A 23,697-nucleotide genomic window follows, 5' to 3' on the forward strand; every position below is an offset into this window, starting at 1 on the left:
TATTGTCATACCTTTTCATTATACCGTATTTCGAGATTTGTTTCATCCTTGCATTTTGAAATGAAAAGGAAACTTAAAAAGGTTGTGAGGCAAAGCGGTCAGCTCCGAAAAAATAAGGAGCAACTGAAAAAAATAGCCTCATATATTTTTGATCCGTTACGAATTATTTCGAGGAGTTGCTTTGTGAACACCGTGTAAAAGGTTGTGAAAGAATTATCTAGTCCGTAAATATAAGGAACACTCACACAGAATAGTTTTTACTTTTGCAATGACTATTCATTCATCTAAATTCTTTTTTACTACTAGCGAAAAAGAATGGCACACGATTTATTACAAACAAAAAAGCCAGAACATTTCTGTCCTGACTTCTCTCTTTTTAGAAAGCTTAAGCTTCTACGCGATCGTTTTCAGTATTTAATAAATATTTTGCAACAAGTGCTGCAAGGATTCCACCTACGATTGGTGCTACGATAAATACCCAAACTTGTTCTAACGCTTGGCCGCCAACTAACACAGCTGGTGCTAAACTACGTGCTGGATTAGCTGACATTCCTGTTAATGGAATACCAACGAAATGAATCAATGTTAATGACAACCCAATCACTAAACCAGCTAAGCTACTGTTTCCTTTTGTTTGGCTTGTAACAGTCATGATAACTAATACAAAGATAAAAGTTAAAATAATTTCAACTGATAATGCACCTACTGTACCCATTTCAAAAACATTTTGTCCCAAGTTTTCAACACTTTTACCTGCTGAATCAAGCAAGCCAGATAATGTTAATGAAGCTGCAAATGCCCCAACAACTTGACCAACGATATAGTAAACTAATTCAGTAGCTGAAATTCTTTTATTCATCCACATTGCAATCGAAACGGCTGGATTTAAATGAGCGCCAGAAACAGTACCAATACTGTAAGCTGCTGCAACGATTGTTAAACCAAATGCTAACGCGATACCGGCAATCCCAACAATCCCTTCTGCACCTCCACCTAGTACAGCTGCGCCAGTCCCAACAAAGACTAAAATATAAGTGCCAATAAATTCTGCAATACCTTTTTTCATAAAAAAATACATCTCCTTTCTTTGCAATTATATCATTTTCTTGAAAATTTCCAAGAAATTGCATTCTTGAGATATATTCTTTTCGATCAAGCTTCCAAAATTTGAACACCTACACCTAACAAACCTGGTCCAGTATGCACCACTAAAGCAGGCGAGATTTGACCAAAGTACATTTGTTGTACTTGTGGAAACTCTTGTCGTAATCTTGCTTCCATGGCATGTGCTTCCTCTTCTGCAGCTCCATGTGCCACAGCTAAATTGAAAACTTTTGCGTTTCCTACTCGTTCTTTAATTAAAGCTACGGTTTTATCCAAACTTTTTTTTCGACCTCTGGCTTTAGCAACAGTGTAATAAATTCCCTCTTCATTACAAGAAATAATGGGATTTAATTTCAAAGCTGTTCCTAAAATGGACGCAACTAAACCAATACGACCACCTTTTTGTAAATATTCTAGCGTCGCCACGTTGAAGAAAACCTTTGTTTGTTTCACCAAAGTTTCCAATTGTTTAATGACTGTTTGCCAGTCCATTCCATCTTCAAGCCATTGTGCTGCCTGAATAGCTGAGAAACCTGCACCAATACCAATATTTTTCGTATCAAGAATATATGTTTCTAACGCTGTCTGTTGTTCAGCAATCAGTCGCACAACATTATAGGTTCCAGATAAACCGCTAGAGATTGTAATCGCTAGCACTTTTTCGTATCCATCTGCTTTAATTTGATCAAAAATAGCAGTAATCGTTTCACCATCAGGCAATGAAGTTCCCGGAATTTCTGTTGGTAATTTTTCATAAATTTCTTCTGGGGTAATGTCTACCTTATCAATATATTCACGATCTGAATAAATAATTTTCAAAGGAATCATATACATATGGTATTGTTCCATCAGTTCTGCCGGAACATCTGTACCTGAATCAACTAAAATCGCAATTTTTTCTTTATTCATTTGATTTCTCCCCTTTTAGATAATCTGTTTCTAGCATAATTGTTTTTTCTGCAAGTAATTTTAAGGCAAAAGATAAAGTCGCCGTTTTAACAGCAATCCTTTCGATCGCCATTGTTTGATTTAAAATGAGTGGTGCTTGCTCTTTTCCTTGTGACTGTTGACTGATTAAATGAATAGCGGCTTCCTGTTCTTCGCAAAATAAATTATAAGCTTCCCGAATGCCGATCACTTTTCCTTGAAACAGGATTCCGTTTTTGATTTCTGGAATCGTCAAGACTTGTTTTAAAGTTGTAATTGCGATTAAAAAAGCAACATGTTGCTTATTGTAACGTTTTTTGACAGGTGCTGGGATCAATTCTTGTTTAACATAATTATTGACCATCGAAGACGTCAATAATGGATGCTTTTCTCCTTGGATAATCGGTGATAGATAACGATCAATCAGAGTGATCACCTGATCCATGTATAACTCTAAATCGGGTAATTCTTCCCATCGTGGTAAGCAAAATGTTTCGATATCCGTTCCCCACGCAACTAATTGTTCACGCATTTTTTCCATTAGTTCGTCTCCTTTTCTGATTTCACCAACATCATATCAAAGTTATCAAAAACATTCAATCTAGTTTTTAAAACTAGATAATTTTCTTAATTTTCATTATATAAAAAAGTTGGAACAAAAAGAAAGACTCAAACAACAAAAAATGATTGGCCTAGAATCCTTTTCAGAATTTTAAGTCAATCATTTTTTGTTCATATAGAAAAATTCTATCCATAACTCTTTGAGCACTTCACCAAAACTTACGAAGAAAAAGATTCTTTGACAAAAGATCTTTTTGGCAGCTGCGCAATAAATGTTCCCCATTTGCATTTGTATTAAGCAAATCGTTTTTTATATTCTATACTTCCTAAACACGTTTATAAATTAAAAAACATGTTCACACCTTAGGGAAACCCCTTACAATTTCATATCCAATATTTATACTAATAAGTGAAGAAACAGTGGCCACCTCGTTCTTCTAATCAAAGATAGACTTTAACGCTTCACTCAGTAATTGTTCAAATTGATTCAATGCTGTCCCAAAGAAAAGATTCGGTTGGTATTCTGATAAAACTTGTGGTGTATACGTCTCTGTGCTAATTGTTAAGGTTGATAATTGTCCGATTCGAGAATTTTTTTCTCCGACAAAGGAAATTAAATCGATCCGATGTTTTTTGGCCATTTCGGCAAGTTCTGTTAAACGAAAAGTATCCCCAGAATTTGAAATAATAATAATCAGAACATCTTTTTCAACATTTTCGCGAAGAAATTCCAAATGACTATTAGCAGTCGCACGAAATCCATACAGATTAAACATTTCAGAAAAGTGATTAGCGATATTTTGAGAAAACCCTGATCCTAGGATCATAATTCTTTTTTCGCGATAAATGGTCAGCAAGTTGACGAACATATCTCTATCGGTACTTGAGTAAGTACGAGAGAAATTGTTGAGAGACTGCTTGTTTCCATAAGCAAAAACTAGTTCACTATAACCAGAATAGCCAATCTTTTTTGCCATATTGACAATCGTTGCAGTTGAGACATAGGACTCTTTTGCTACGTCACGAATCCCTAATTTTTTTAGTATTTCACGATTGTTATCCATAAATCGTAAAACAGCAGCTTCTGAATCATTCAACTGATATTTTTCAATAAGCGTTTCCGTATCCATCAGATCACCTCAAATTCAATTCTTTCGTTAGGAGTATTATATTATGACAGAAAAACAGTTTATTCAAGACCCTTGGGCAAAAATGACCACTAGAAATGGTCTAGCAGGAGATGAAGTTATTTCAGCGTTACAAAAATCTATTCGTAGAGGAAAAGAAAAAGAAGCCTGCGAATTTGCCTATGAAATGTACATCACTTCACCTCAATTTGAAGAGAAACTATGGCGTCGATTACTAGCTATCAGTGTAGAGGATATTGGAATGGGAAATCCAATGGCTGCAATGATGATCAATCATTTAAACATCATGCGTAAAGAATTCCAATATAACGAATCAGACCGTGCAATGTTTTTCTTCCATGCCATTCGTTACTTGTGTGAATCAGAAAAAGATCGTTCATCTGATTTACTTAAAAATATTGTGATAAAAAGTTTTGCTATGGGCTATGTACCTGAGATTCCAGACATTGCCCTCGACAAGCATACAACTCGTGGTCAAGAAATGGGACGTGGTTCAGAACATTTTTTACACGAAGCTAGCAAAGTGGTTCCCCAAGCAAAAGTAACGAATGATTACAAAGAACAATATGAAAAAATCATAGAAAAATATGATCCAACTCACGTGGTTCCAAGTACCTTTGTTTTTAATCCTTGGCAAGTATAAGGGGGAAATTTCATGGAAAATTCGACAATCATTACGAAACTCAACGAGATGCTTAGCCCTATCGCTGCAAAAATTGGAAATCAGCGTCACCTTAAAGCAATTTCTAGTGGTATGATGTTTGGTTTGCCTTTTATTGTTATTGGTTCTTTTTTTCTGATTTTTGCTAACCCACCTATCAATTTAGATCAATACAATCCTGAAACAGCTAATTTTTTCCTGAAATTTATGGCAAGCTGGAAAGATTTTGCAGTTGCAAATTACGATCTGATTACTGCACCATATAATTTGACTATGGGACTTATTGGACTCATTAGTGTTTTTGGGATCGCTTTTTCTCTTGCTAGTGAATACAAAATCAATCCATCTATGAATGGCATGGTTGCATCAGTTATTTTTCTAATGGTATGTACACCTGTAACAGAAGGCATGATCAATTTAAATTATTTAGGGACAAATGGTTTGTTCGTAGCTATTATAATTGGTCTTCTGGTGGTTGAAATCAATCGTTTATTTGAAGTAAAAGATATTAAATTAAAACTGCCAGATACCGTACCACCTATGGTAGCAACCTTCATCAACACTTTGGTTCCACTACTGACGAATATCATTCTTTTTTATGGAATGAACTTACTCTTTTTAAGTACAACTAAAAAGATTTTTCCAGAAACAATCATGAGCATACTAACACCAGCCACTGATATTGCAGGAAGCCTTGGCGGGTTCCTGTTGATCGTTACTCTAGGAAATATCTTATGGTTATTTGGCATTAATGGCTCATCCATTATTTTCCCAATCGTATTTACCTTAGGGATGGCGCAAACTGGACTGAACGCTGAACAAATGTCTAATGGAGAAGCGATGACCCATCTAATGAATTTACAAATGTTTCGTATTTCTGTTTTAGGTGGTGCTGGTGGAACCCTTGGCTTAGTCATTTTAATGATGCGTAGCAAAGTGTCAGAATATCGTACGATTGGAAAGCTATCACTTATCCCGGGTATTTGTTCAATCAATGAACCAATCATTTTCGGTCTGCCAATCGTTTTTAATCCAATTCTGGCAATTCCGTTTTTAGTTACACCAATCGTTTCGTTATTACTAACCTATTTTGCTCAAAAAATTGGTTTGATTGGCCTAGGATTTATCGTAGATCCTTCCTTTACACCATTTTTTGCACAGGCATATCTTTCAAGTATGGATTGGCGAAATATTGTCTTTTGTTTACTACTAATCCTTATCAGTGCTGTCATCTATTACCCATTTTTCAAAGTGATGGAAAATAATAAAACAAAACTAGTGAATGAAGAACAATAATCAGCTTTGCTTAGCAACAAAAAATTCCTTTATAACTGTTGAAATAAGAAATCCATTATGAGTTTTACGAGCTATCCTTTCATCCATTTACCTATAAGAGGATAGTTCGTATCATAAGTTAAACATAACTCATAAAACAAATATCCACCTTCTATGAGATCGCTGAGATTACTGATGTTGCAGACAAAACGACTTAAGTTATTGCCTTTTAACATTAGCATATATCAAGTTGTAAACAACATGGTTCTCAAACAAAAAAACAAGCACGCCAGCCAAAGCATGCTTGTTTTTATTTTTATTATCGTTAAGAATCAAGAGGCCCGCCGAAAAATCGGCGGGAAAGGAGTAAAAATGAAAAAGTGTTAGGGCTCGTTCTTTTATTAAGAACTTTGTTTTGTTGGTATGCTTATATAATAGCCAGAATTTATGAACAAACTATGAAAAAAATTCTCTAACCTTGTAAATTTTTCTTTGATTTTTTTCTACGTCTTCTTGCATTTTAAAACTCTTAGTGCTAATATTATTAAGTACTTTTGGTACGGGCCGTTAGCTCAGTTGGTAGAGCAGCTGACTCTTAATCAGCGGGTCGCGGGTTCGAGCCCCTCACGGCCCATTGGGTGCCAAACCCACGAGAATGGTAGTTTGTCGGCGTCTTCGGACGTTTGGAAGACAGACTACGCATTCTCTTTTTTTATTTTCGGACATAAAATTCGGATACACTACTCATTTTTTTGACTTTAATAATATGAATACACAAAAACGAGTTCATTAACGCTTCTATTTTTATTTCTCTGTTTCCCCTCCTCTTTTTTACTGCTATTCTTCCCAAATAAATATATATTATATAGTAGAAAGACCTCTCTCAGCGAGCTGTTCCAGTGAATGAAATTAGTGTAAATCTTCTAATCCAATAAGATTTACCATTTGAACCGCTACTTTTTTTAAGGCTTTCTTTGTTCCCTTTTCCAGCAAACAACGTAACGTTTGCTTTCCATTAATAACTCATTTAAGCTTTGAGGTATGAAATACAGTCTGTCACTTGGTCAGTTGTCCGTTGTGTCATTTGAGCATTAAAAACAAAGTAAGTTTAGTAAACCAACTAACTTCTACGCTGGAAAAAACTTTAGGAGGAACAACCATGGACATCTATTTGACATTTACCAATCAAGCAAAAGAAGTCATCTGTTTTTACGAAAAAATCTTCTCCGTCACTTGTACCGATCTAACAACTTTTGGAGATATGCCTAGTTCACCTGATTTTTCTATCCCGGAAGAACAAAAAGAGCTTGTTTTAAATGCTAGTCTGATGATTTATGGCACACGCGTCATGTTTTCCGACACGCCAGAAAGTATGTCTGTTCCGGTTGTGATGGGCAATAATGTTTCTTTAGTCATTCAGACGACTACTCCAACAGAAACCAAGCAACTTTTCCAACAATTAAGTGAAGGCGGAGAAGTTACTATGCCTTTAGAACCCACCTTTTGGGCAAAACTTTACGGGACTTTTACTGACCGCTACGGAATCAATTGGATGGTCAATCTTCCCTTAGAGGAAGACTAGCTGTCAGTCTTGCGCTAGGTAACTTTCTTTTTGTTTTTTTCTGACTTACTCATACAAAATAAAAGGAGTACAGCCATTCTGGCTGCACTCCTTTTTTGTCAACTTCTGTTAAGCTTTCCAGCTAGCTACTTTATCTTGGTTATTTTCAATCCAAGTTTTTGCAGCTTCTTGCGGATCTTTTCCATTGTTGATTTCTAGCATAACTTCTTCCATGTCTTCTTTCGTCCAATTGAATTGGTCCAATACTTTATATGCTTCAGCTTGATCTTCTTTCAATCCTTTACGAACCATTGTATGGATCTGTTCTTCACTACCCATACCATTTTTAGGATCTTCTAAATATTTCAACTCATATTTTGCGAACATCCAATGAGGTGACCAACCAGTGATCACAATTGGTTCTTTCTTCTTAATAGCTTGTCCTAAAGCAACTGTCATTGCACCGGATGAAGAGGTTTCTACCGTCCAGTCTGCTAAATTATCATATGTGTTGATTGTATTTTCTGCGGCGTTGACTACACCAGCACCGGGCTCGATCCCAATGATTTTTTTATTTGCTTGATTTGTTAAATCAGCAATTGAGTCCACATCCATATAGTCTGGAACAACTAACCCAACTTTTGCACCTTTTAAATTTGCTCCTAAATCAACAATTTGATCTTTGTATTGAGCATATTGAGAGCCATGTGTTTTTGGTAACCACGCAGAAACCATGCCATCTGATTCGCCCTTAGCTATTGATTCCCACATGATTGAATTATCGAGTGGTGTCATCGTTACATCATACCCCATTTGGCGTAAGACTTCGCCTACAACATTCGTTGAAGCCACTTCTGTATCCCATTCAACATAAGATAAGTTGATTTTCTTCGTTTCTTTACTTGAAAAGACGCTACCAACACCTAGTGCACCTAGTACGATAACTGCTGTTGCAAGGATGATTGCTCCACGACGTTTTTTACTTTTAACACCTGCAGGATCACTTGCTTTTTTGGTACGTGGTTGATTCAAATGTTGTGTGAAACGGTCAATGATAATCGCTAAAATAACTAAAGCAACACCATTAACGAACCCGTTCCCAACTTGTGCACGTTGTAATGCGGACAACACTCCACGTCCTAATCCAGGCGCACCAATCATTGAAGCAATCACAACCATGGATAATGAAAGCATCGTCGTTTGGTTGATACCAGCCATAATAGTATTTTTGGCTAAAGGTAATTCTAATTTAAATAATTTTTGCCAGCCTGTACTCCCAAATGAATCAGAGGCTTCCACTAACTCTTTCGGTACTTGACGAATACCTAAATTCGTAAAACGAACAGTTGGCGGTAAAGCAAAAATGACAGAAGCGAAAACACCGGGTACCATTCCAATTCCGAAAAAGGCAACTGCTGGAATTAAATAAACAAAACCAGGCATTGTTTGCATAAAATCAAGAATCGGTTTGATTATGCTCTGAGCTTTATCACTTTTTGCCATTAAGATCCCTAAAGGTACACCAATGATAATCGAAATCACACTTGATAATAAAACAAGGGTCACTGTATTCATCAAATCAGTCCATAAACCTTGATTATAGATAAACCATAAACCCACCAGTGTAAATAAAGTTAATCCTAGACGTTTTTTAGAAATAAAGAAAGCTACTATTGTTAATAGTAAAATGAAAATTGGTGCTGGAATAATCAATAAAAGATTTGTTATCCCAGTCATGATTGCTTGTCCTATTGTTTGTAGGAAAGAAAATAAGCTCGAAAATGTTGTTGTGAACCATTCCGTAATCGTTTCTACCCAATCAGCAACAGGAATTTGATAGTTTAATAAATTATTCATGTTCACTCACCTCACTTGTTTCTGCCAACGCTTCAATCACACTTCCACGAATGACAACTCCTCGTAACTTGCCATTATCAACAACTGCTAGTGGCGTTGGTGAATCATAAATAATATTAAAGATGTCATTAACTAACATATCCTTATCAATGGTCGTTACATTCTCATCCAAGAAATCAGTCAATGGCCGTTTTTGACGACGCGCTTCCAAAGCATTTTCAGCTGTAATAATTCCTTTTAAGTGACGTTTTTTATCAACAGCCATCAGCATACTTACTTCTTCACTGCGCATTCGTGTCAATGCAACGTTTGGTCCATCAACTTCAATATTTGTTGTTAAAGCTGGTACCATGATATTTTGTGCAGTCAAGACTTTTGAACGATCGACTTCTTCCACAAATTCACGGACATATTCGTTGGCAGGGTTTGTTAAAATTTCTTCCCCTGTTCCAATCTGCATAATCTCTCCATCTTTCATTAGAGCAATTCGATCCCCAATACGTAAAGCTTCGTTTAGATCATGCGTGATAAAAATAATTGTTTTTTGAACAGAAGCTTGTAATTCAAGTAGCTCATCTTGCATCTCACGACGAATCAATGGATCCAATGCAGAGAAAGCTTCGTCCATCAGCAAAATTTCTGGATCATTTGCTAGCGCACGTGCTAGACCAACACGTTGTTGCATCCCACCAGATAATTGATTAGGATATTGATCTTTAAATGAAAGCAAACCGGAATTTTCTAACGCTTGTTCTGCTTTTTTTTGGCGTTCTTCTTTGGGTACGCCACGAACTTCTAATCCATACTCCGTATTTTCCAAAATCGTTCGTTGTGGAAACAACCCAAAGTTTTGAAAAACCATGTTGATTTTATGACGACGAACTTCGCGTAGTTCTTCTTTATTTAATTGGGATACATCTTCCCCATCAATATAAATATTCCCAGAAGTTGGCTCAATCAGACGATTCAATAATCGAATCAATGTAGACTTTCCACTTCCTGAAAGTCCCATGATGACGAAAATTTCGCCTTCTTTCACATCAAAATTCACATCGTATACGCCAACTGTTGCACCAGTTTTCTTTAAAATTTCTGTTTTTGGTTGATGCTGTTGCATCATTTCTAATGCGGTTTGTGTCTTTTTACCAAAAATTTTTGTTAATTTTTTTACTTCAACTTTTGCCAAACCAATTCTCCTTTTTTTCGCAAGTTTCAATTTTTTTTCATGAAAAAAGTGACCACACAATATTAACATCATGTAGTCACTTTGTCAAAAAAAGAAAAAAGAGCGTACAATCGCTTGTCCGCTCGGCATTTTACTCATTTTTATTCTTCTGGATAGAAAAAATTCATCATTCGTTGTAACGTATATTCATTTCCAATAAAGTGAACTGTATCGCCTTCACTAAATTTTGCGTATGGGCCTGGAGAAACGAGTAGTTCTTCTTCGTGCGAGATCGCAATGACTGTCGCACCAGTGACTTGCCAAATGTTTAATTCACTGATTGATTGATCCAAATGTTCCGCATTTTTACTTAATTGCAATTCAAATGGTAACAATGGATTCATTTTGTGGATACGTTTTGTTTGGTTAACTAATTGATCCAGAAGTTGCGAAAAGTGATCTAACTCTTCTTTTTGTTTTTCGACACTAGCCATAATATCTGCTTTGGTCTCCTGAATGGATTGTACATCTTGATATTGTAATAAAAATTCTTTTGCTTTTTCTTTGGAAGCAACAAATGCACCACTACCATGACGAACTTCCATGATTCCCAAATCAACTAAAACATTGATGGCTTTACGTGCCGTTTCTGGTGAGGCATTATAAGTGCTTGCTAAGGTTGAGCGGGCATGGATTTTTTCGCCAACTTTGTAACGATTTTCCACAATTCGTTCCGCTAAGTCCACCGCAATTTGTTGATAACGTGGACGAACAACTTTTTTCTTTTCCGCCATGGCTTCTTTCCTCTTCCCTTTCGAATCTTGTCAAACTCATCTTACTATGCTCGGTTAAAATAAGCAAAAGAAGCTGAAGTAAAACGAATGTCTTCCCTCAGCTTTTTATCAGTTCTTACTCAATTTTTTTATTTTTCAGCGCTTGATGCTTTTTTCACTGGACAAGTAGTATGACAATCGTCACAATTTTTACCTTTTTTCACACGAGAATAAATAATATAGCCTGCACTACCAAAAATCAACACACTTAATAAAAATGTTGCCATCTTATCTTTCTCCTTTCAATGAAAGTGACACAACAGATTCTTTCTGTGCCATCGGTTTTTTTATGATGCCATACACGAGAGCAATCCATACGAAGCCCGCTAAATAAGTCATGATTGACAAAGTTCCACCTTCAAATACCGCATGCCCAATTTGATAGATGATAAAACTTACTAAGTAAGCTAAGCCACACTGATAACCAATCGCAATCCATGTCCACTTTTTCGAACCCATTTCACGATGAATTGCGCCAATTGCAGCAAAACATGGCGCACACAGCAAATTAAATGCAAGGAACGAATAAGCTGCGACTGGCGTATACGTTCCACGAAGAACTTGCCAGATTTCTTGTCCGTTTTCGGAAACTTCTGTATTTCCGAAAAGAATACCAAATGTTCCAATCACATTTTCTTTTGCTACTAACCCAGTAATCGTTGCAACGGCCCCTTGCCAATTTCCCCAGCCAAGTGGGTGGAAAATAGGTGCAATGATTCTTCCCAGTCCAGCTAAAATACTGTGGGTTTCCGCTACTGACTGACCACGGAAATTATAAGAAGATAAAAACCAAACAGCAATACTTGAAACAAAAATAATCGTTCCTGCTTTTTTTACAAATGATTTACAGCGATCATACGTTTGTCGCAAAATCGTTTGAAGCTGCGGAAAATGGTACATAGGTAATTCCATAATAAATGGGGCTGTTTCGCCAGCAAATAGGCGTGTCTTTTTCAACGCAATCCCAGATAAAATAATGGCACTCATTCCCAAAAAGTAAGCAGACGGTGCTACCCAAGAAGAATGTGGGAAAAAAGCGCCTGCAATCAATGCAATGATTGGTAGTTTTGCGGAACAAGGCATGAAAGTCGTAACCATAATCGTTAAACGACGATCTTGTTCATTCTCAATCGTCCGACTCGCCATCACGCCCGGTACACCACACCCCGTCGCAATCAACATCGGGATGAACGACTTACCTGACAAGCCAAACTTGCGGAACAAACGATCCATCACAAAAGCAATGCGTGCCATATACCCGCAGTCCTCAAGAAAACTTAAACAGAGAAACAGAACCATCAGTTGTGGTAAAAAGCCTAACACTGCACCAACACCAGCAATGATTCCATTCAAAATGAGTTGTTGCATCCAGTCTGCGACTTGAGCAGCCTGTAACCAGCTTCCAACTGTTTCCGGTACCCATGAGCCAAAGAATGTATCATTGATCCAGTCCGTGCCCATCGTTCCAATTGTTTGAATGGCTAAATAATAGATAAACCACATCACTAGCGCAAAGATTGGTAACGCCAACCAACGATTCGTTACGATTCGATCAATTTTGTCGCTTAACGAATATTGGAAGGAGTCAACCGTTACCATACTCAAAGCTGTTAGCTGTGTGATAAATTCATATCTTTCATTGACGAGAATCGTTTCGCTTTCTTCTGCAAAAATTTTTTCTGTTAACTGGATCAGCTCTTCAATTTCTTTTGTTTGTTGCGTTGTTAACACTAATTCAGAACTAGCTAATGTTTCTCGTTCAAAGTACTTCAAGGCATACCAACGTTGGTTTTTCATTGTGAAATCAAAATACAAGACATCTTCAATTTCATTTAATGCTGCTTCCAATCGCGGATCGTACTCGCACGGTTCTGGTATGGTAAAGGTTTCTCGAGTGGTTAACAACTTTGAAACACGCTCAAGTCCTTGGTTTTTGACAACACTCATCGGAATAACTGGCACACCTAAACCATAAGACAATTTTTCCAGATTAATTGTTTTTCCTTCTTTTTTGACCACATCCATCATGTTTAAACAGACAACCACTGGAATTTCTAAATCAAGTAACTGCGTAGTTAGATAGAGGTTTCTTTCCAGATTCGTCGCATCTACGATATTCAACACAACATCTGGACGTTCATGAATCAAATACTCTCTGGCAACCATTTCTTCAGGTGTGTACGGTGAGAGAGAATAAATACCGGGTAAATCTTGAATATGAATGGCTGGATGTTTTTTCAGGCTACCTGATTTTTTTTCGACTGTCACTCCTGGCCAATTTCCAACATATTGATTGGCTCCCGTCAGCGCATTGAATAGACTTGTCTTCCCACTGTTAGGATTACCAACTAACGCAACTTCAATACTCATTCACTTTGCTCCTTTTGAACAAGAATCAATTCAGCTTCTTTTTTTCGCAATGTTAATTCATATCCGCGTAAAGTAATCTCGAGTGGATCGCCCAATGGTGCTAACTTCCGAATCACAACTCGAACATTTTTAGTCACACCCATATCCATTAAACGTCGTTTCACTGCACCTTGCCCATGAATAGCTACCACTGTCGCACTTTCACCAACAGTTAGTTGATCAAGGGATGTCCAAGCTTCAGCTAATGATTCTGGCTTCTTCACAATGATTTGCGCTAATAATTCTCGATTGACTGCAATTCGATTGTTCTTTAATAGTAGAATTGCATTTTCCCCTGAAAAATTCACAACAACAATTTTGGTTCCTGGAATGATTCCTAAATTTTGTAAATGATTTTTGACAGACTCTTTTGTCTGGATTTTGACAATTTGGTAAACTAAATTCTGTTTTGCTTGTGCTAAAGTTTCCATCCGAAATCCTTTCTTGTGAAAAAAATCGTGTAGGGAAATGATTTCATTCTTTTTGTTTCTATTTATTTTTATTGAACATATTAACGATTGATAATCATTCTCAACAAGGATAACTCCATCAATTGAGAAAGTCAATTATCATTGTGAAAGATTACACTTTTGTTATAAATTATTTTAATTTGATGGAAAAAAATTCTTTTTAAGCGGTTATCCACAGCTTTTTTTTACTTGATTATGGGTTTTTCCTTACTGATGCTTGCTTTCAATTGTTTTTCAAAAAACACAAAACTTAGTATTCCACAGTTTCCACAACACAATATATAGTGTTTCTTAATTGACTTTTTTACTAAGAGTTTTATACTATTGATTATAGATAACGACGGAATATGTTATGAGGAGGCAGAAAGAATGAACGTAAAAATTTTTTCTAAAAACAACTGTATGCAATGCAAAATGGTCAAACGCTTTTTAGCTGATAATAAAATTGATTTTGAAGAAGTAAATATCGATGAAAAACCAGAAGCAATCAATTGGTTGAAAGAACAAGGATTCCAAAGCGTCCCTGTGACAACTTCTGAAATTGAAACAGTTATTGGCTTTCGTCCAGATCAATTACGCAAATTAGCTAGCTAATTTGTCTATCAACTAAAAATAGGTAGCACACTTGGATTTGACGGCTCGACCAAAAGCCCCAAATCCTTTTTTAAAGCACGATTCTCCAAAACTAAACAAAAAGAAAAGAAGGTTGGGCGTACTTATGAGTCTTAAAAATTTAAAAGATGTCAGTTACTTTAAGTTAAACAACGAGATTAACCGACCAGTTAACGGTCAAATTCCTTTGAACAAGGATAAAGAAGCTCTTGCAGCTTTTTTTGAGGAAAATGTGCAACCAAATACAATGACATTTCCAACAATCAAAGAAAAAATCGATTATCTGATTGAAAATCAATATATCGAAGCAGAATTTATCCAATTATATTCTGATAAATTTATTGAAAAGTTGTACCAATTTTTGGCAGACCAACACTTTACCTTTAAGTCATTTATGGCAGCTTATAAATTTTATTCTCAATATGCGTTAAAAACAAATGATGGCTCTGCTTATCTTGAATCTTATGAAGATCGTGTGGCTTTCAATGCTTTATACTTTGCAAATGGTGATGAAGCACTTGCATTAGCTTTAGCAGATGAAATGATCCATCAACGTTACCAACCCGCAACTCCTTCATTCTTGAATGCTGGGCGTAAACGTCGTGGCGAGTTAGTTTCTTGTTTCTTAACACAAGTGACTGATGATATGAATTCAATTGGGCGATCAATCAACTCCGCTCTACAATTATCTCGTATTGGTGGCGGTGTAGGGATTACTCTTTCCAACTTACGTGAAGCAGGTGCCCCTATCAAAGGATATGAAGGAGCAGCTAGTGGTGTCGTTCCTGTCATGAAATTATTCGAAGATAGCTTTAGTTATTCAAATCAATTAGGTCAACGTCAAGGTGCTGGTGTGGTTTATTTGAACGTTTTCCACCCAGATATCGTTGCCTTTTTATCTGCCAAAAAAGAAAATGCTGATGAAAAAATCCGTGTCAAAACACTTTCTCTTGGTGTTGTTGTTCCAGATAAGTTCTATGAATTGACTCGTAAAAACGAAGAAATGTATTTATTTAGTCCTTATAGTGTAGAAAAAGAATATGGCGTTCCATTTTCTTATGTAGATATCACGGAAGAATATGATAACTTAGTAGCAAATCCTAATATTCGTAAACAAAAAATCAAAGCACGTGATTTAGAAAATGAAATTTCAAAATTACAACAAGAATCTGGTTATCCTTATATCATCAATATTGATACAGCGAACCGTGAAGACCCAATCGACGGCAAAATCATCATGAGTAATCTATGTTCTGAAATCTTACAAGTCCAAACACCTTCTGTTATCAATGGCAAGCAAGAGTACGAAGTGTTAGGAACAGATATTTCATGTAATCTAGGTTCAACGAATATTGTTAACTTGATGGATAGTCCCGACTTTGGAAAATCGATTCGAACAATGACTCGTGCCCTAACATACATTACAGATGCTTCTGATATTGATGTTGTGCCACCAATCCAAAATGGAAACAAACTAAATCATACCATTGGACTAGGCGCAATGGGCTTACACACTTACTTTGCAAAAGAACAAATGGAATATGGTTCTGAAGATTCGTTAGACTTTACCAATATCTATTTCATGTTGTTGAATTACTGGACATTAGTTGAAAGTAATCAAATTGCTCGTGAACGTAAGGAAGTTTTCCACAACTTTGAAAAATCAGACTATGCGAATGGTACTTACTTTGACAAATATATCACTGGCGAGTTTCAACCAAAATCGGAAAAAGTAAAAGCATTATTTGAAGGTATCTTCGTCCCAACTGCACAAGATTGGGAAGAGTTAAAACAAGCGATTATGAAAGATGGCCTATACCATCAAAATCGTCTGGCGGTAGCGCCAAACGGTTCAATTTCTTACATTAATGATACAAGTGCAAGTATCCATCCGATTACGCGAATGATTGAAGAACGCCAAGAAAAGAAAATCGGAAAAATTTACTATCCTGCACCTTATCTTTCAAATGAAACGATTCCTTACTATACTTCTGCTTACGATATGGATATGCGTAAAGTCATCGACATTTATGCGACTGCGCAAAAGCACGTTGATCAAGGAATGAGCTTAACTTTATTTATGCGTTCAGAAATTCCAGAAGGCTTATATGAATGGAAAACAAGTAGCAAGCAATCCACACGTGATTTAAATATTTTACGTCACTATGCCTTTCATAAAGGTGTGAAATCAATTTACTATGTACGTACCTTTACCGATGATGCAGAAGAAATTGGCAGCAATCAATGTGAAAGTTGTGTCATTTAACAAGCCAAGAATTTAGAAACGACAATCAATAAAGGAGTAAACTCATGTCAGAAACTTATTATGAAGCAATTAACTGGAATGAAATCGAAGATATTATTGACAAGTCTACCTGGGAAAAACTAACGGAACAGTTTTGGTTAGATACTCGTATCCCACTTTCAAACGATTTAGACGACTGGCGGACACTTTCTGAACTAGAAAAAGAAACCGTTGGTCATGTATTCGGTGGTTTGACGTTGCTTGATACTGTCCAATCAGAAAGCGGGATGGATCAGCTACGAAATGACGTCCGTACGCCACATGAAGAAGCCGTTTTAAACAATATTCAGTTTATGGAATCTGTTCACGCGAAAAGTTATTCTTCTATTTTCAGTACATTAAATACAAAAAAAGAAATTGAAGAAATTTTTGAGTGGACTAATACAAACGTCTATTTACAACGTAAAGCAGAACGTATCAATGAGATCTATAAAAACGGTACACCTTTAGAGAAAAAAGTAGCGAGTGTTTTCTTAGAAACATTCCTCTTTTACTCTGGTTTTTATACACCTCTTTATTATTTAGGAAATAACAAATTAGCAAACGTTGCTGAAATCATCAAATTGATTATCCGCGATGAATCTGTTCATGGAACGTACATTGGTTATAAATTCCAACTTGGCTACAACGAGTTACCTGAAGCAGAACAAGAACAATTAAAAGACTGGATGTACGATTTGCTTTACGAATTGTATGAAAATGAAGAACGTTATACAGAAGAATTGTATGATGAAATGGGTTGGACAGAGGAAGTAAAAACCTTCTTACGCTACAATGCAAATAAAGCATTGATGAATCTCGGGATGGATCCACTTTTCCCAGATACTGCAAATGATGTCAATCCAATCGTCATGAATGGGATCTCAACTGGTACAAGTAACCATGATTTCTTCTCTCAAGTCGGAAATGGTTATTTACTAGGTCATGTGGAAGCAATGAAAGATGACGATTATTTAATTGGATTAGAATAAACATTCGACATTCTTTAATCGAATCTTTTGGTCATTTTCTTTCGCTAAAAAGAAAGGAACACATCAACTATTCGCTCTAGAAAACCAAAAATCATTTGACTTATTTTCTGGGAAATTTTCCTTTGAGCTGCTGTTGATTCATAAAAAAATGTCTAAGACATAATCAAAATGATTATGTCTTAGACATTTTTTACGTTCCTAGTTGTCAAGAAAGACTAACTAAGCGTAACTTAGTAATATTTTTATATGTGGAAAGTTCCTCGATCACATCCGTGTAAGTCATTCCCTTGGGTAAATCAATCGTGTAAATATTCGTGTAAATGCGATAATCTTCAACAAATTTAACATCAAAATTCACATCTTCAATTTTAATTTTTCTCGCTTCAAAATAATCAGACAAAAAATCTTTGGTTTCCTGTCGATGAATAAATTGGATCTCTAATTTTTTTGTTGTCGGAACGTGAATAATCCGCTTAACCATTGTCAAAGCAATCATCACTCCAATGAAACTGATGATTGCAATTGAATAAAAGCCCATCCCGATTGCAATTCCTAGGCCAGCTCCTGCCCAAAGAGAAGCCGCTGTCGTCAAACCAGTCACCGAGCGCTTTGTTACAATGATCGTTCCAGCACCTAAAAAACCGATTCCACTAACAACTTGAGCAATCAATCTTGCTTCATCTGAACGAATCACGCCTGAAAGATCTGGATGTTGCATTGCATCCTGCACTGCTCCTCCAGCAATTTCGACTTGTATCAAAGCAATGATACATGCGCCCATACAAACTAAAATATGCGTGCGCATTCCTGCTGGACGATTTTTATATTGTCTTTCAAAACCAATTGCACCCCCAAATAACATCGCCAATCCTAGACGCAGAGTGATTTCTGGAATCGTTAATACCATATCTGCCATCTCACCATCTCCTCTCATTCAATATAGCACATTTTTTATGGGTAAGAAAAAAGAAGACGACCAAATACTCATTGATTTGGTCGTCTTCTTTTCAATCATGTCTTTTTTATGATTAGCCCAAAATTCCGAGTGCACTTAACGCAATCGATAAAATCAAAATAATCCAGATGACACGTGTGGAATTTAATTTCTTGTGGCCTAGCATCCAGTAAGTCAACAAGACTAATAAAACTGGTACTAATGAAGGTAAAATAGCATCCAATGTATCTTGGATCACTAGTTCTACGCCATCTTTTTTATAAACAAACGGTACAGTTGCTTTCACAACGGAAGGAATCAATGCCCCAATAACCGTAACTCCTAAGACAGTTGCCGCATTCGTAAAAGCAGATAACTTATCTTTTAAGGTCGTAACTAATTTTACCCCTTGTTTATAGCCCAATGGTAATAAAGCAGCTCGACCAAATAGCAAAGCAATATTGGCGATAACCCAGATAACACATCCAACAATTGAACCACTTTGGGCTAAGGTACCTGCAATTGATCCAAAAATCGTTCCCCAAATTACATGGAATAGTGAATCCCCTACACCTGCAAGTGAACCCATCAATGCTGTCTTTAACGCAACGATCGTATCTTTTGCTTGATAGCCATCTTCTTCTTCGATTGCAACATCGATCCCCATAATCAAATTCCCAAAAATCGCATTTGTATTAAAAAATTGGTTATGTGTTCGTAACATATCTTGTAGTTCCAATGGATCTTCTCCATAAAACTTTTTCAAAACAGGCAACATCCCATATAAATAACCTGAACTCATCATTCGTTCATAGTTCCAGTTCAATTGACTTCCTAAAATATAACGCCAACTAATTGCGTTCAATTCTTTTTTTGTTAGTTTTTGATTATTCATCACCATCAAATCCTCCCTCGAAAGTTCCAGTGTTTGCTACTGTTTGAACACGTGCTGCTTTTTCGCTATCACGTTTAAAGACAATCATTGCTGCAATGACACCCACAATTGAAATACCTAACATTGGTACTTGCAAATATGCAGCTAAAAAGAAACCTAAAAGCAAATAAGGAATATATTGTTTTGTAGGAAGGTAATGTAGCAAGATTCCGATACCAACTACTGGCAACACACCGCCAGCTGTTTTTAGACCATCCATCAACCAAGCTGGTGTATTTTCAGTAATTGTTGAGACAGCAGCGTCACCTACAAGTAACATCAACAGGATTGGAATCGCACGTGATAATCCCCATAAGAAAGAACCAGACAATACAAGTCGAGGAATTCGGCCAATTTTCATCTCATCAATTGCACGATCAATACGGTGTAACAAGAAAACATTACAGAAACGAGCTACTACATCAAGTTGCAACATCAATAAAGAAACTGGAACAGCTAATCCAATTCCATACTCTGCTCCTTTTCCTGAAATCACCGCAAAGGCAGTTCCTAGCACGGCTCCTGTAAAGTAATCAGGAACTGAAGCGCCACCGAATGCTGCGATACCTAAACGCATCAATTGAAGCGTCCCGCCAACCATTAACCCCGTTTTTAAATCCCCCATGATCATTCCTGAAATCATTCCGGCGATTGCTGGCTGCGTTAGTGTATTTGAAATAAGTGAATCATTAATGGCAATAAAAGCATAAACAGTAATAAGAATAATTTGATATATTTCTAAATGCATGGCTGTCTTCCTCCTAATATTAGCTTCTTAATTTTTCCATAAAGTCGATAATTGGATCATTTGGCACCAATTGCGCAGTTACTTTCACTTTTTTTGCGGCAATCGCTTCGAAAATTGTTTCTTCTTCTTTCAATACTTTGATGCTCTTCGTTACATCTCTTGCGCCTTCTTTATAACTCATGTTTCCGACATTGACCGTTTCCAGTCGGCCACCAGCTTCTAAATATCGCAATACGTCCGTTGGATTTTTAAAGACCAAGAAAATTCTTTGTTTTCCGTACTTACCTGATTGAATATTTTTAGCTGCAGTAGCGACGTCTAAAACAGAGAGACGCATCGATGTAGGCGCTGCCATTCTTAACGAAGATTTTTGTAAAGAATCTTTAGCTGCTTCATCATTGATCACAATAATTCGTTGCGTATTCAAGCTGGGTGACCAGATACCCGCCACTTGTCCATGAATCAAACGTTCATCGATGCGGACGTTAACAATATTTGCTTTACCTTCATATTCTTTGTATTTTTCTAAATCTGCATTAGAAACAATCGGATCTTTTTCGACTTCGGCTTCCATCATTTTCTTTTTAACGTTTGCAATTCCGCTTAACGATAGTTGAATCAACTCACTGACACTTGCTTGGCTGTTCAACGTAGCTTCAATGACTAATGGTAAAGACATTCCAGCAATAATTTCTACGTCGTCATTGTCAAGATAGTTAGTCAATGCAACATTACACGGTGTTCCACCTAATAAATCGGCAATAATCAAAGTCTCTCCATTAAGGGCTTTCATTTTTTCTTTTAATTCATTTTCAAATTGTAGATTGTCCCCATCTGGTTTCAAAGAAGCTGTATGAACATGTGTCTGTTTGCCAACAATCATCTCCAAACTTGCTTTGACCCCTTCTGCCATATTTCCATGGCTAATCAATAGGATATTTCTCATCTGTTTTCATCCCCCAAATTGAATATTAAACTTAACATATTATGTTTTGCATACTCATACTATATCACACCACTTTCTTCACGTAAACCTAACATCTTAACATATTATATTTTTTTCGATAAAAATCACATTTCGTGAATTAACCCAAGGATAATCAATTGCTAAACTAAAGTTAACATGTTATGCTACTAGTTAGTATTTACCGCAGAGAATGGAGGGTATAATCGAATGATTCCCAAATATGAACAAATTAAGCAAGATTTATTAACAGAAATAAAAAAACATAAATTTATTCCTGGAGATAAATTTTATTCCGAAGCTGACATCAAACAAAAATATTCTGTCAGCTCAATTACAGCTGTCAAAGCATTGAACGAGTTGACAAATGCAGGTTATCTGTACCGTATTCAAGGAAAAGGAACGTTTGTTTCCAAATCAAAAGTCTCCCAAAGTGTGAAATTTTCTGATATTGAACTTCATTCTTTAGACAAAGAAAAAGTCAAAGTTTTAGCTATTGAAGAAGAGAATCACCCTACTATTTTAAAGGAACTTGGCTTACCTGCCAATGCTTCCTACTATAAAATCAAGCGTGTTCGTTTTTTTGAAGACGTGCCTTTTCTTTTACATATCACTCATTTACCTAAAAAGTTGGTAAAAGAACCATTGGCAAAAGATCTCTCGGCCTACGCAAGTGTTTATGAGCGGGTACGCAAAGACTTTGACATTGATTTATTTTCCCTAGCTTCTGTTGAAACAGACGAAATTATTTTTTCTGATGACTCAGAACTATTGAATTTACTACAGTTAAGTTTTAGAGAACCTGTCGTCAAGCAAGTCAAACATTCTTACTTAGCTGATCAAAGTGTCGCAGAGTACATCGTCAGCTACAAACATTGGAAATATTTCAAAACAAAAATCGAAGTGGAAGCTGAGTAAGCTACCACTTTTTTTGTGCTTCAGTCCTTTTTTAAATGGATAAGAAGAAATGGAACATTCGCTTTTTATAGTTAAGTACGGTATACTAATCTAAGTTAATATGTTAACAAGTTAAAAGGAGGCTCTCATGAAACTTCAAGATAAGCAAAAGGAATTGATTCAACTCAGTAGTAACGTACAAGAAGACTGGTTAGCACAACAATTAGATTGGTGCTGCCAACAAATCGAAACAAATATGCAACGTTATGGGTTAGATTTCCCTTCCGCCTGTGCAACAGACGGAAACTATCGAATCAAACCAAATGATGATTGGACAAATGGTTTTTGGACTGGGATGCTTTGGCTCGCTTACGAATGGACGGGAAAAGAACTATTTTTAGTGCGTGCGATGGAAAATATCCATAGCTTTCAAGAGCGATTAGACAAGCATTTTGTGTTAGATCATCATGATATTGGCTTTTTATATAGTTTATCTGCTGGAGCGGGTTATACTGTTACCGACAGTTTGTTGTGTCAGCAGCAAATTTTACAAGCTGCAGATGTTTTAATGGCTCGGTTTCAGCAAAAAGGACAATTTATTCAAGCTTGGGGAAAATTTGGGGAACCCAAAGAGTATCGACTAATCATTGACTCACTAATCAATTTGCCGTTACTCTTTCGTGCAACAGAAATTTCTGGTGACACACGCTATCAAGAAATTGCCCAAAAGCACTATCATACTTTACTGAAAACGGTCATTCGAGAAAATGCGACCACTTTCCATACTTATTATTTTGATCCACTAACCGGCGAACCCAGCCATGGTGCAACTCATCAAGGAAACAGTGATGAGTCGATTTGGGCACGCGGACAAAGCTGGGCAATTTTAGGTATCCCATTAAATGAAAGTTATTTACAAAATAAGCAACTAAATGGGACAAAGGAAGTTACACCTCTAACAAATGCTGGCTTCCCGTCAAACTATAAGGAAATCGTCGATGTCTTTTTAACGAACCTACCTCAAGATCTCGTTCCTTACTGGGACTTTGATTTTAATGACCAAGTTCCTTCAGATAAAGACAGTTCTGCTCTAGCAATCACTGCATGTGGTCTACTGGAAGCTGATAAAAGTAGTGCCTATCCATCTGCAAAGGAATTAGCACAAGGAATGATTTATCAATTAGGTGAAAAATATTCAGCCAAATCCGAAACGCAAAACGAAGGTCTTCTATTACACGGTGTCTATGCGCATGCAGAAGGAAAAGGCATCGATGAACCAAACCTTTGGGGCGATTATTTTTATTTTGAAGCACTGATGCGTTTAGCAAGACCTGAGTGGAAAAAATATTGGTGAGGAGAAA

Annotated in this window: 22 protein-coding genes and 1 tRNA gene; 9 read left to right on the plus strand and 14 right to left on the minus strand. The window is 36.5% G+C overall.

The window, feature by feature from the left end; translation table 11 throughout:
• Window positions 1-385: 385 nt before the first annotated feature.
• The 4 genes from DOK81_RS09105 to DOK81_RS09120 all read right to left on the minus strand — a co-directional run bounded on the left by DOK81_RS09105 (window position 386) and on the right by DOK81_RS09120 (window position 3,722).
• Window positions 386-1,066: an MIP family channel protein gene (locus DOK81_RS09105; protein WP_206910207.1), complete on the minus strand. Its 681-nt coding sequence runs from the start codon at window positions 1,064-1,066 to the stop codon at window positions 386-388.
• Between the two features lie 86 nt (window positions 1,067-1,152).
• Window positions 1,153-2,013, minus strand: coding sequence for a DegV family protein (locus DOK81_RS09110; protein ID WP_206910208.1), 861 nt, complete (start codon window positions 2,011-2,013; stop codon window positions 1,153-1,155).
• Complete coding sequence (locus DOK81_RS09115; protein ID WP_206910209.1) at window positions 2,006-2,572, minus strand: DUF1836 domain-containing protein; 567 nt, start codon at window positions 2,570-2,572, stop codon at window positions 2,006-2,008. Before DOK81_RS09115 ends, DOK81_RS09110 begins: the two co-directional genes overlap by 8 nt.
• A gap of 457 nt (window positions 2,573-3,029) precedes the next feature.
• Entirely contained in the window at window positions 3,030-3,722 is a 693-nt protein-coding gene (locus DOK81_RS09120) for an SIS domain-containing protein (RefSeq protein WP_206910210.1), read from the minus strand.
• Window positions 3,723-3,765: 43 nt separating this feature from the next.
• On the opposite strand from DOK81_RS09120, the gene DOK81_RS09125 reads away from it, so the two are divergent.
• From DOK81_RS09125 to DOK81_RS09140, 4 genes are all read left to right on the plus strand, one after another.
• On the plus strand, window positions 3,766-4,383 hold the full coding sequence (locus tag DOK81_RS09125) for a hypothetical protein (protein WP_206910211.1): 618 nt from the start codon (window positions 3,766-3,768) through the stop codon (window positions 4,381-4,383).
• 12 nt (window positions 4,384-4,395) lie between these two features.
• Window positions 4,396-5,697 (plus strand): PTS transporter subunit EIIC, encoded by a 1,302-nt coding sequence (locus tag DOK81_RS09130; protein WP_206910212.1) that lies wholly within the window; start codon window positions 4,396-4,398, stop codon window positions 5,695-5,697.
• 540 nt (window positions 5,698-6,237) lie between these two features.
• Window positions 6,238-6,310: transfer RNA gene (locus DOK81_RS09135), tRNA-Lys, on the plus strand.
• 525 nt (window positions 6,311-6,835) lie between these two features.
• A complete protein-coding gene (locus DOK81_RS09140) occupies window positions 6,836-7,258 on the plus strand; it encodes a VOC family protein (protein ID WP_206910213.1) in 423 nt (140 codons plus the stop codon).
• 108 nt (window positions 7,259-7,366) lie between these two features.
• On the opposite strand, the gene DOK81_RS09145 is transcribed toward DOK81_RS09140, so the two are convergent.
• The 6 genes from DOK81_RS09145 to DOK81_RS09170 form a co-directional block, all read right to left on the minus strand.
• Window positions 7,367-9,094: an ABC transporter permease/substrate binding protein gene (locus DOK81_RS09145; RefSeq protein ID WP_206910215.1), complete on the minus strand. Its 1,728-nt coding sequence runs from the start codon at window positions 9,092-9,094 to the stop codon at window positions 7,367-7,369.
• On the minus strand, window positions 9,087-10,280 hold the full coding sequence (locus DOK81_RS09150; protein ID WP_206910216.1) for a glycine betaine/L-proline ABC transporter ATP-binding protein: 1,194 nt from the start codon (window positions 10,278-10,280) through the stop codon (window positions 9,087-9,089). The genes DOK81_RS09145 and DOK81_RS09150 overlap by 8 nt, the downstream gene beginning before the upstream one ends.
• Before the next feature lie 140 nt (window positions 10,281-10,420).
• Window positions 10,421-11,053, minus strand: a complete 633-nt coding sequence (locus DOK81_RS09155; RefSeq protein ID WP_206897622.1) for a GntR family transcriptional regulator — start codon at window positions 11,051-11,053, stop codon at window positions 10,421-10,423.
• Between the two features lie 128 nt (window positions 11,054-11,181).
• On the minus strand, window positions 11,182-11,319 hold the full coding sequence (locus DOK81_RS09160; RefSeq protein ID WP_206910219.1) for a FeoB-associated Cys-rich membrane protein: 138 nt from the start codon (window positions 11,317-11,319) through the stop codon (window positions 11,182-11,184).
• Between the two features lies 1 nt (window position 11,320).
• Window positions 11,321-13,462, minus strand: coding sequence for a ferrous iron transport protein B (gene feoB / locus DOK81_RS09165; RefSeq protein WP_206910221.1), 2,142 nt, complete (start codon window positions 13,460-13,462; stop codon window positions 11,321-11,323).
• Window positions 13,459-13,932: a ferrous iron transport protein A gene (locus DOK81_RS09170; RefSeq protein WP_206910223.1), complete on the minus strand. Its 474-nt coding sequence runs from the start codon at window positions 13,930-13,932 to the stop codon at window positions 13,459-13,461. The genes feoB and DOK81_RS09170 overlap by 4 nt, the downstream gene beginning before the upstream one ends.
• A 408-nt stretch (window positions 13,933-14,340) precedes the next feature.
• Between DOK81_RS09170 and nrdH the strand changes: the two genes are divergently transcribed.
• The 3 genes from nrdH (at window position 14,341) to nrdF (ending at window position 17,859) form a co-directional block, all read left to right on the plus strand.
• A complete protein-coding gene (gene nrdH, locus DOK81_RS09175; RefSeq protein ID WP_206910225.1) occupies window positions 14,341-14,565 on the plus strand; it encodes a glutaredoxin-like protein NrdH in 225 nt (74 codons plus the stop codon).
• Window positions 14,566-14,689: 124 nt separating this feature from the next.
• Entirely contained in the window at window positions 14,690-16,849 is a 2,160-nt protein-coding gene (nrdE, locus tag DOK81_RS09180) for a class 1b ribonucleoside-diphosphate reductase subunit alpha (RefSeq protein ID WP_206910228.1), read from the plus strand.
• 44 nt (window positions 16,850-16,893) lie between these two features.
• Complete coding sequence (gene nrdF, locus DOK81_RS09185) at window positions 16,894-17,859, plus strand: class 1b ribonucleoside-diphosphate reductase subunit beta (RefSeq protein ID WP_206910230.1); 966 nt, start codon at window positions 16,894-16,896, stop codon at window positions 17,857-17,859.
• Between the two features lie 205 nt (window positions 17,860-18,064).
• Here nrdF and DOK81_RS09190 read toward each other — a convergent pair whose 3' ends face one another.
• The 4 genes from DOK81_RS09190 to DOK81_RS09205 all read right to left on the minus strand — a co-directional run bounded on the left by DOK81_RS09190 (window position 18,065) and on the right by DOK81_RS09205 (window position 21,421).
• On the minus strand, window positions 18,065-18,775 hold the full coding sequence (locus DOK81_RS09190; protein WP_067482927.1) for an MgtC/SapB family protein: 711 nt from the start codon (window positions 18,773-18,775) through the stop codon (window positions 18,065-18,067).
• Between the two features lie 112 nt (window positions 18,776-18,887).
• The gene (locus DOK81_RS09195; protein ID WP_206910232.1) at window positions 18,888-19,694 is read right to left on the minus strand and encodes a PTS system mannose/fructose/sorbose family transporter subunit IID; all 807 of its coding nucleotides are present in this window, start codon (window positions 19,692-19,694) and stop codon (window positions 18,888-18,890) included.
• Complete coding sequence (locus DOK81_RS09200; protein WP_206910234.1) at window positions 19,681-20,475, minus strand: PTS sugar transporter subunit IIC; 795 nt, start codon at window positions 20,473-20,475, stop codon at window positions 19,681-19,683. The genes DOK81_RS09195 and DOK81_RS09200 overlap by 14 nt, the downstream gene beginning before the upstream one ends.
• Before the next feature lie 19 nt (window positions 20,476-20,494).
• Entirely contained in the window at window positions 20,495-21,421 is a 927-nt protein-coding gene (locus DOK81_RS09205) for a PTS mannose/fructose/sorbose transporter subunit IIAB (protein WP_206910235.1), read from the minus strand.
• A gap of 228 nt (window positions 21,422-21,649) precedes the next feature.
• On the opposite strand from DOK81_RS09205, the gene DOK81_RS09210 reads away from it, so the two are divergent.
• Both DOK81_RS09210 and DOK81_RS09215 read left to right on the plus strand, forming a co-directional pair.
• The gene (locus DOK81_RS09210; RefSeq protein ID WP_206910236.1) at window positions 21,650-22,357 is read left to right on the plus strand and encodes a GntR family transcriptional regulator; all 708 of its coding nucleotides are present in this window, start codon (window positions 21,650-21,652) and stop codon (window positions 22,355-22,357) included.
• A gap of 127 nt (window positions 22,358-22,484) precedes the next feature.
• A complete protein-coding gene (locus tag DOK81_RS09215; protein WP_206910237.1) occupies window positions 22,485-23,690 on the plus strand; it encodes a glycoside hydrolase family 88 protein in 1,206 nt (401 codons plus the stop codon).
• The last annotated feature ends 7 nt before the right edge of the window (window positions 23,691-23,697 follow it).

The organism is Enterococcus sp. DIV0660C, from assembly GCF_017316125.1.
Classification (GTDB): Bacteria; Bacillota; Bacilli; order Lactobacillales; family Enterococcaceae; genus Enterococcus_B.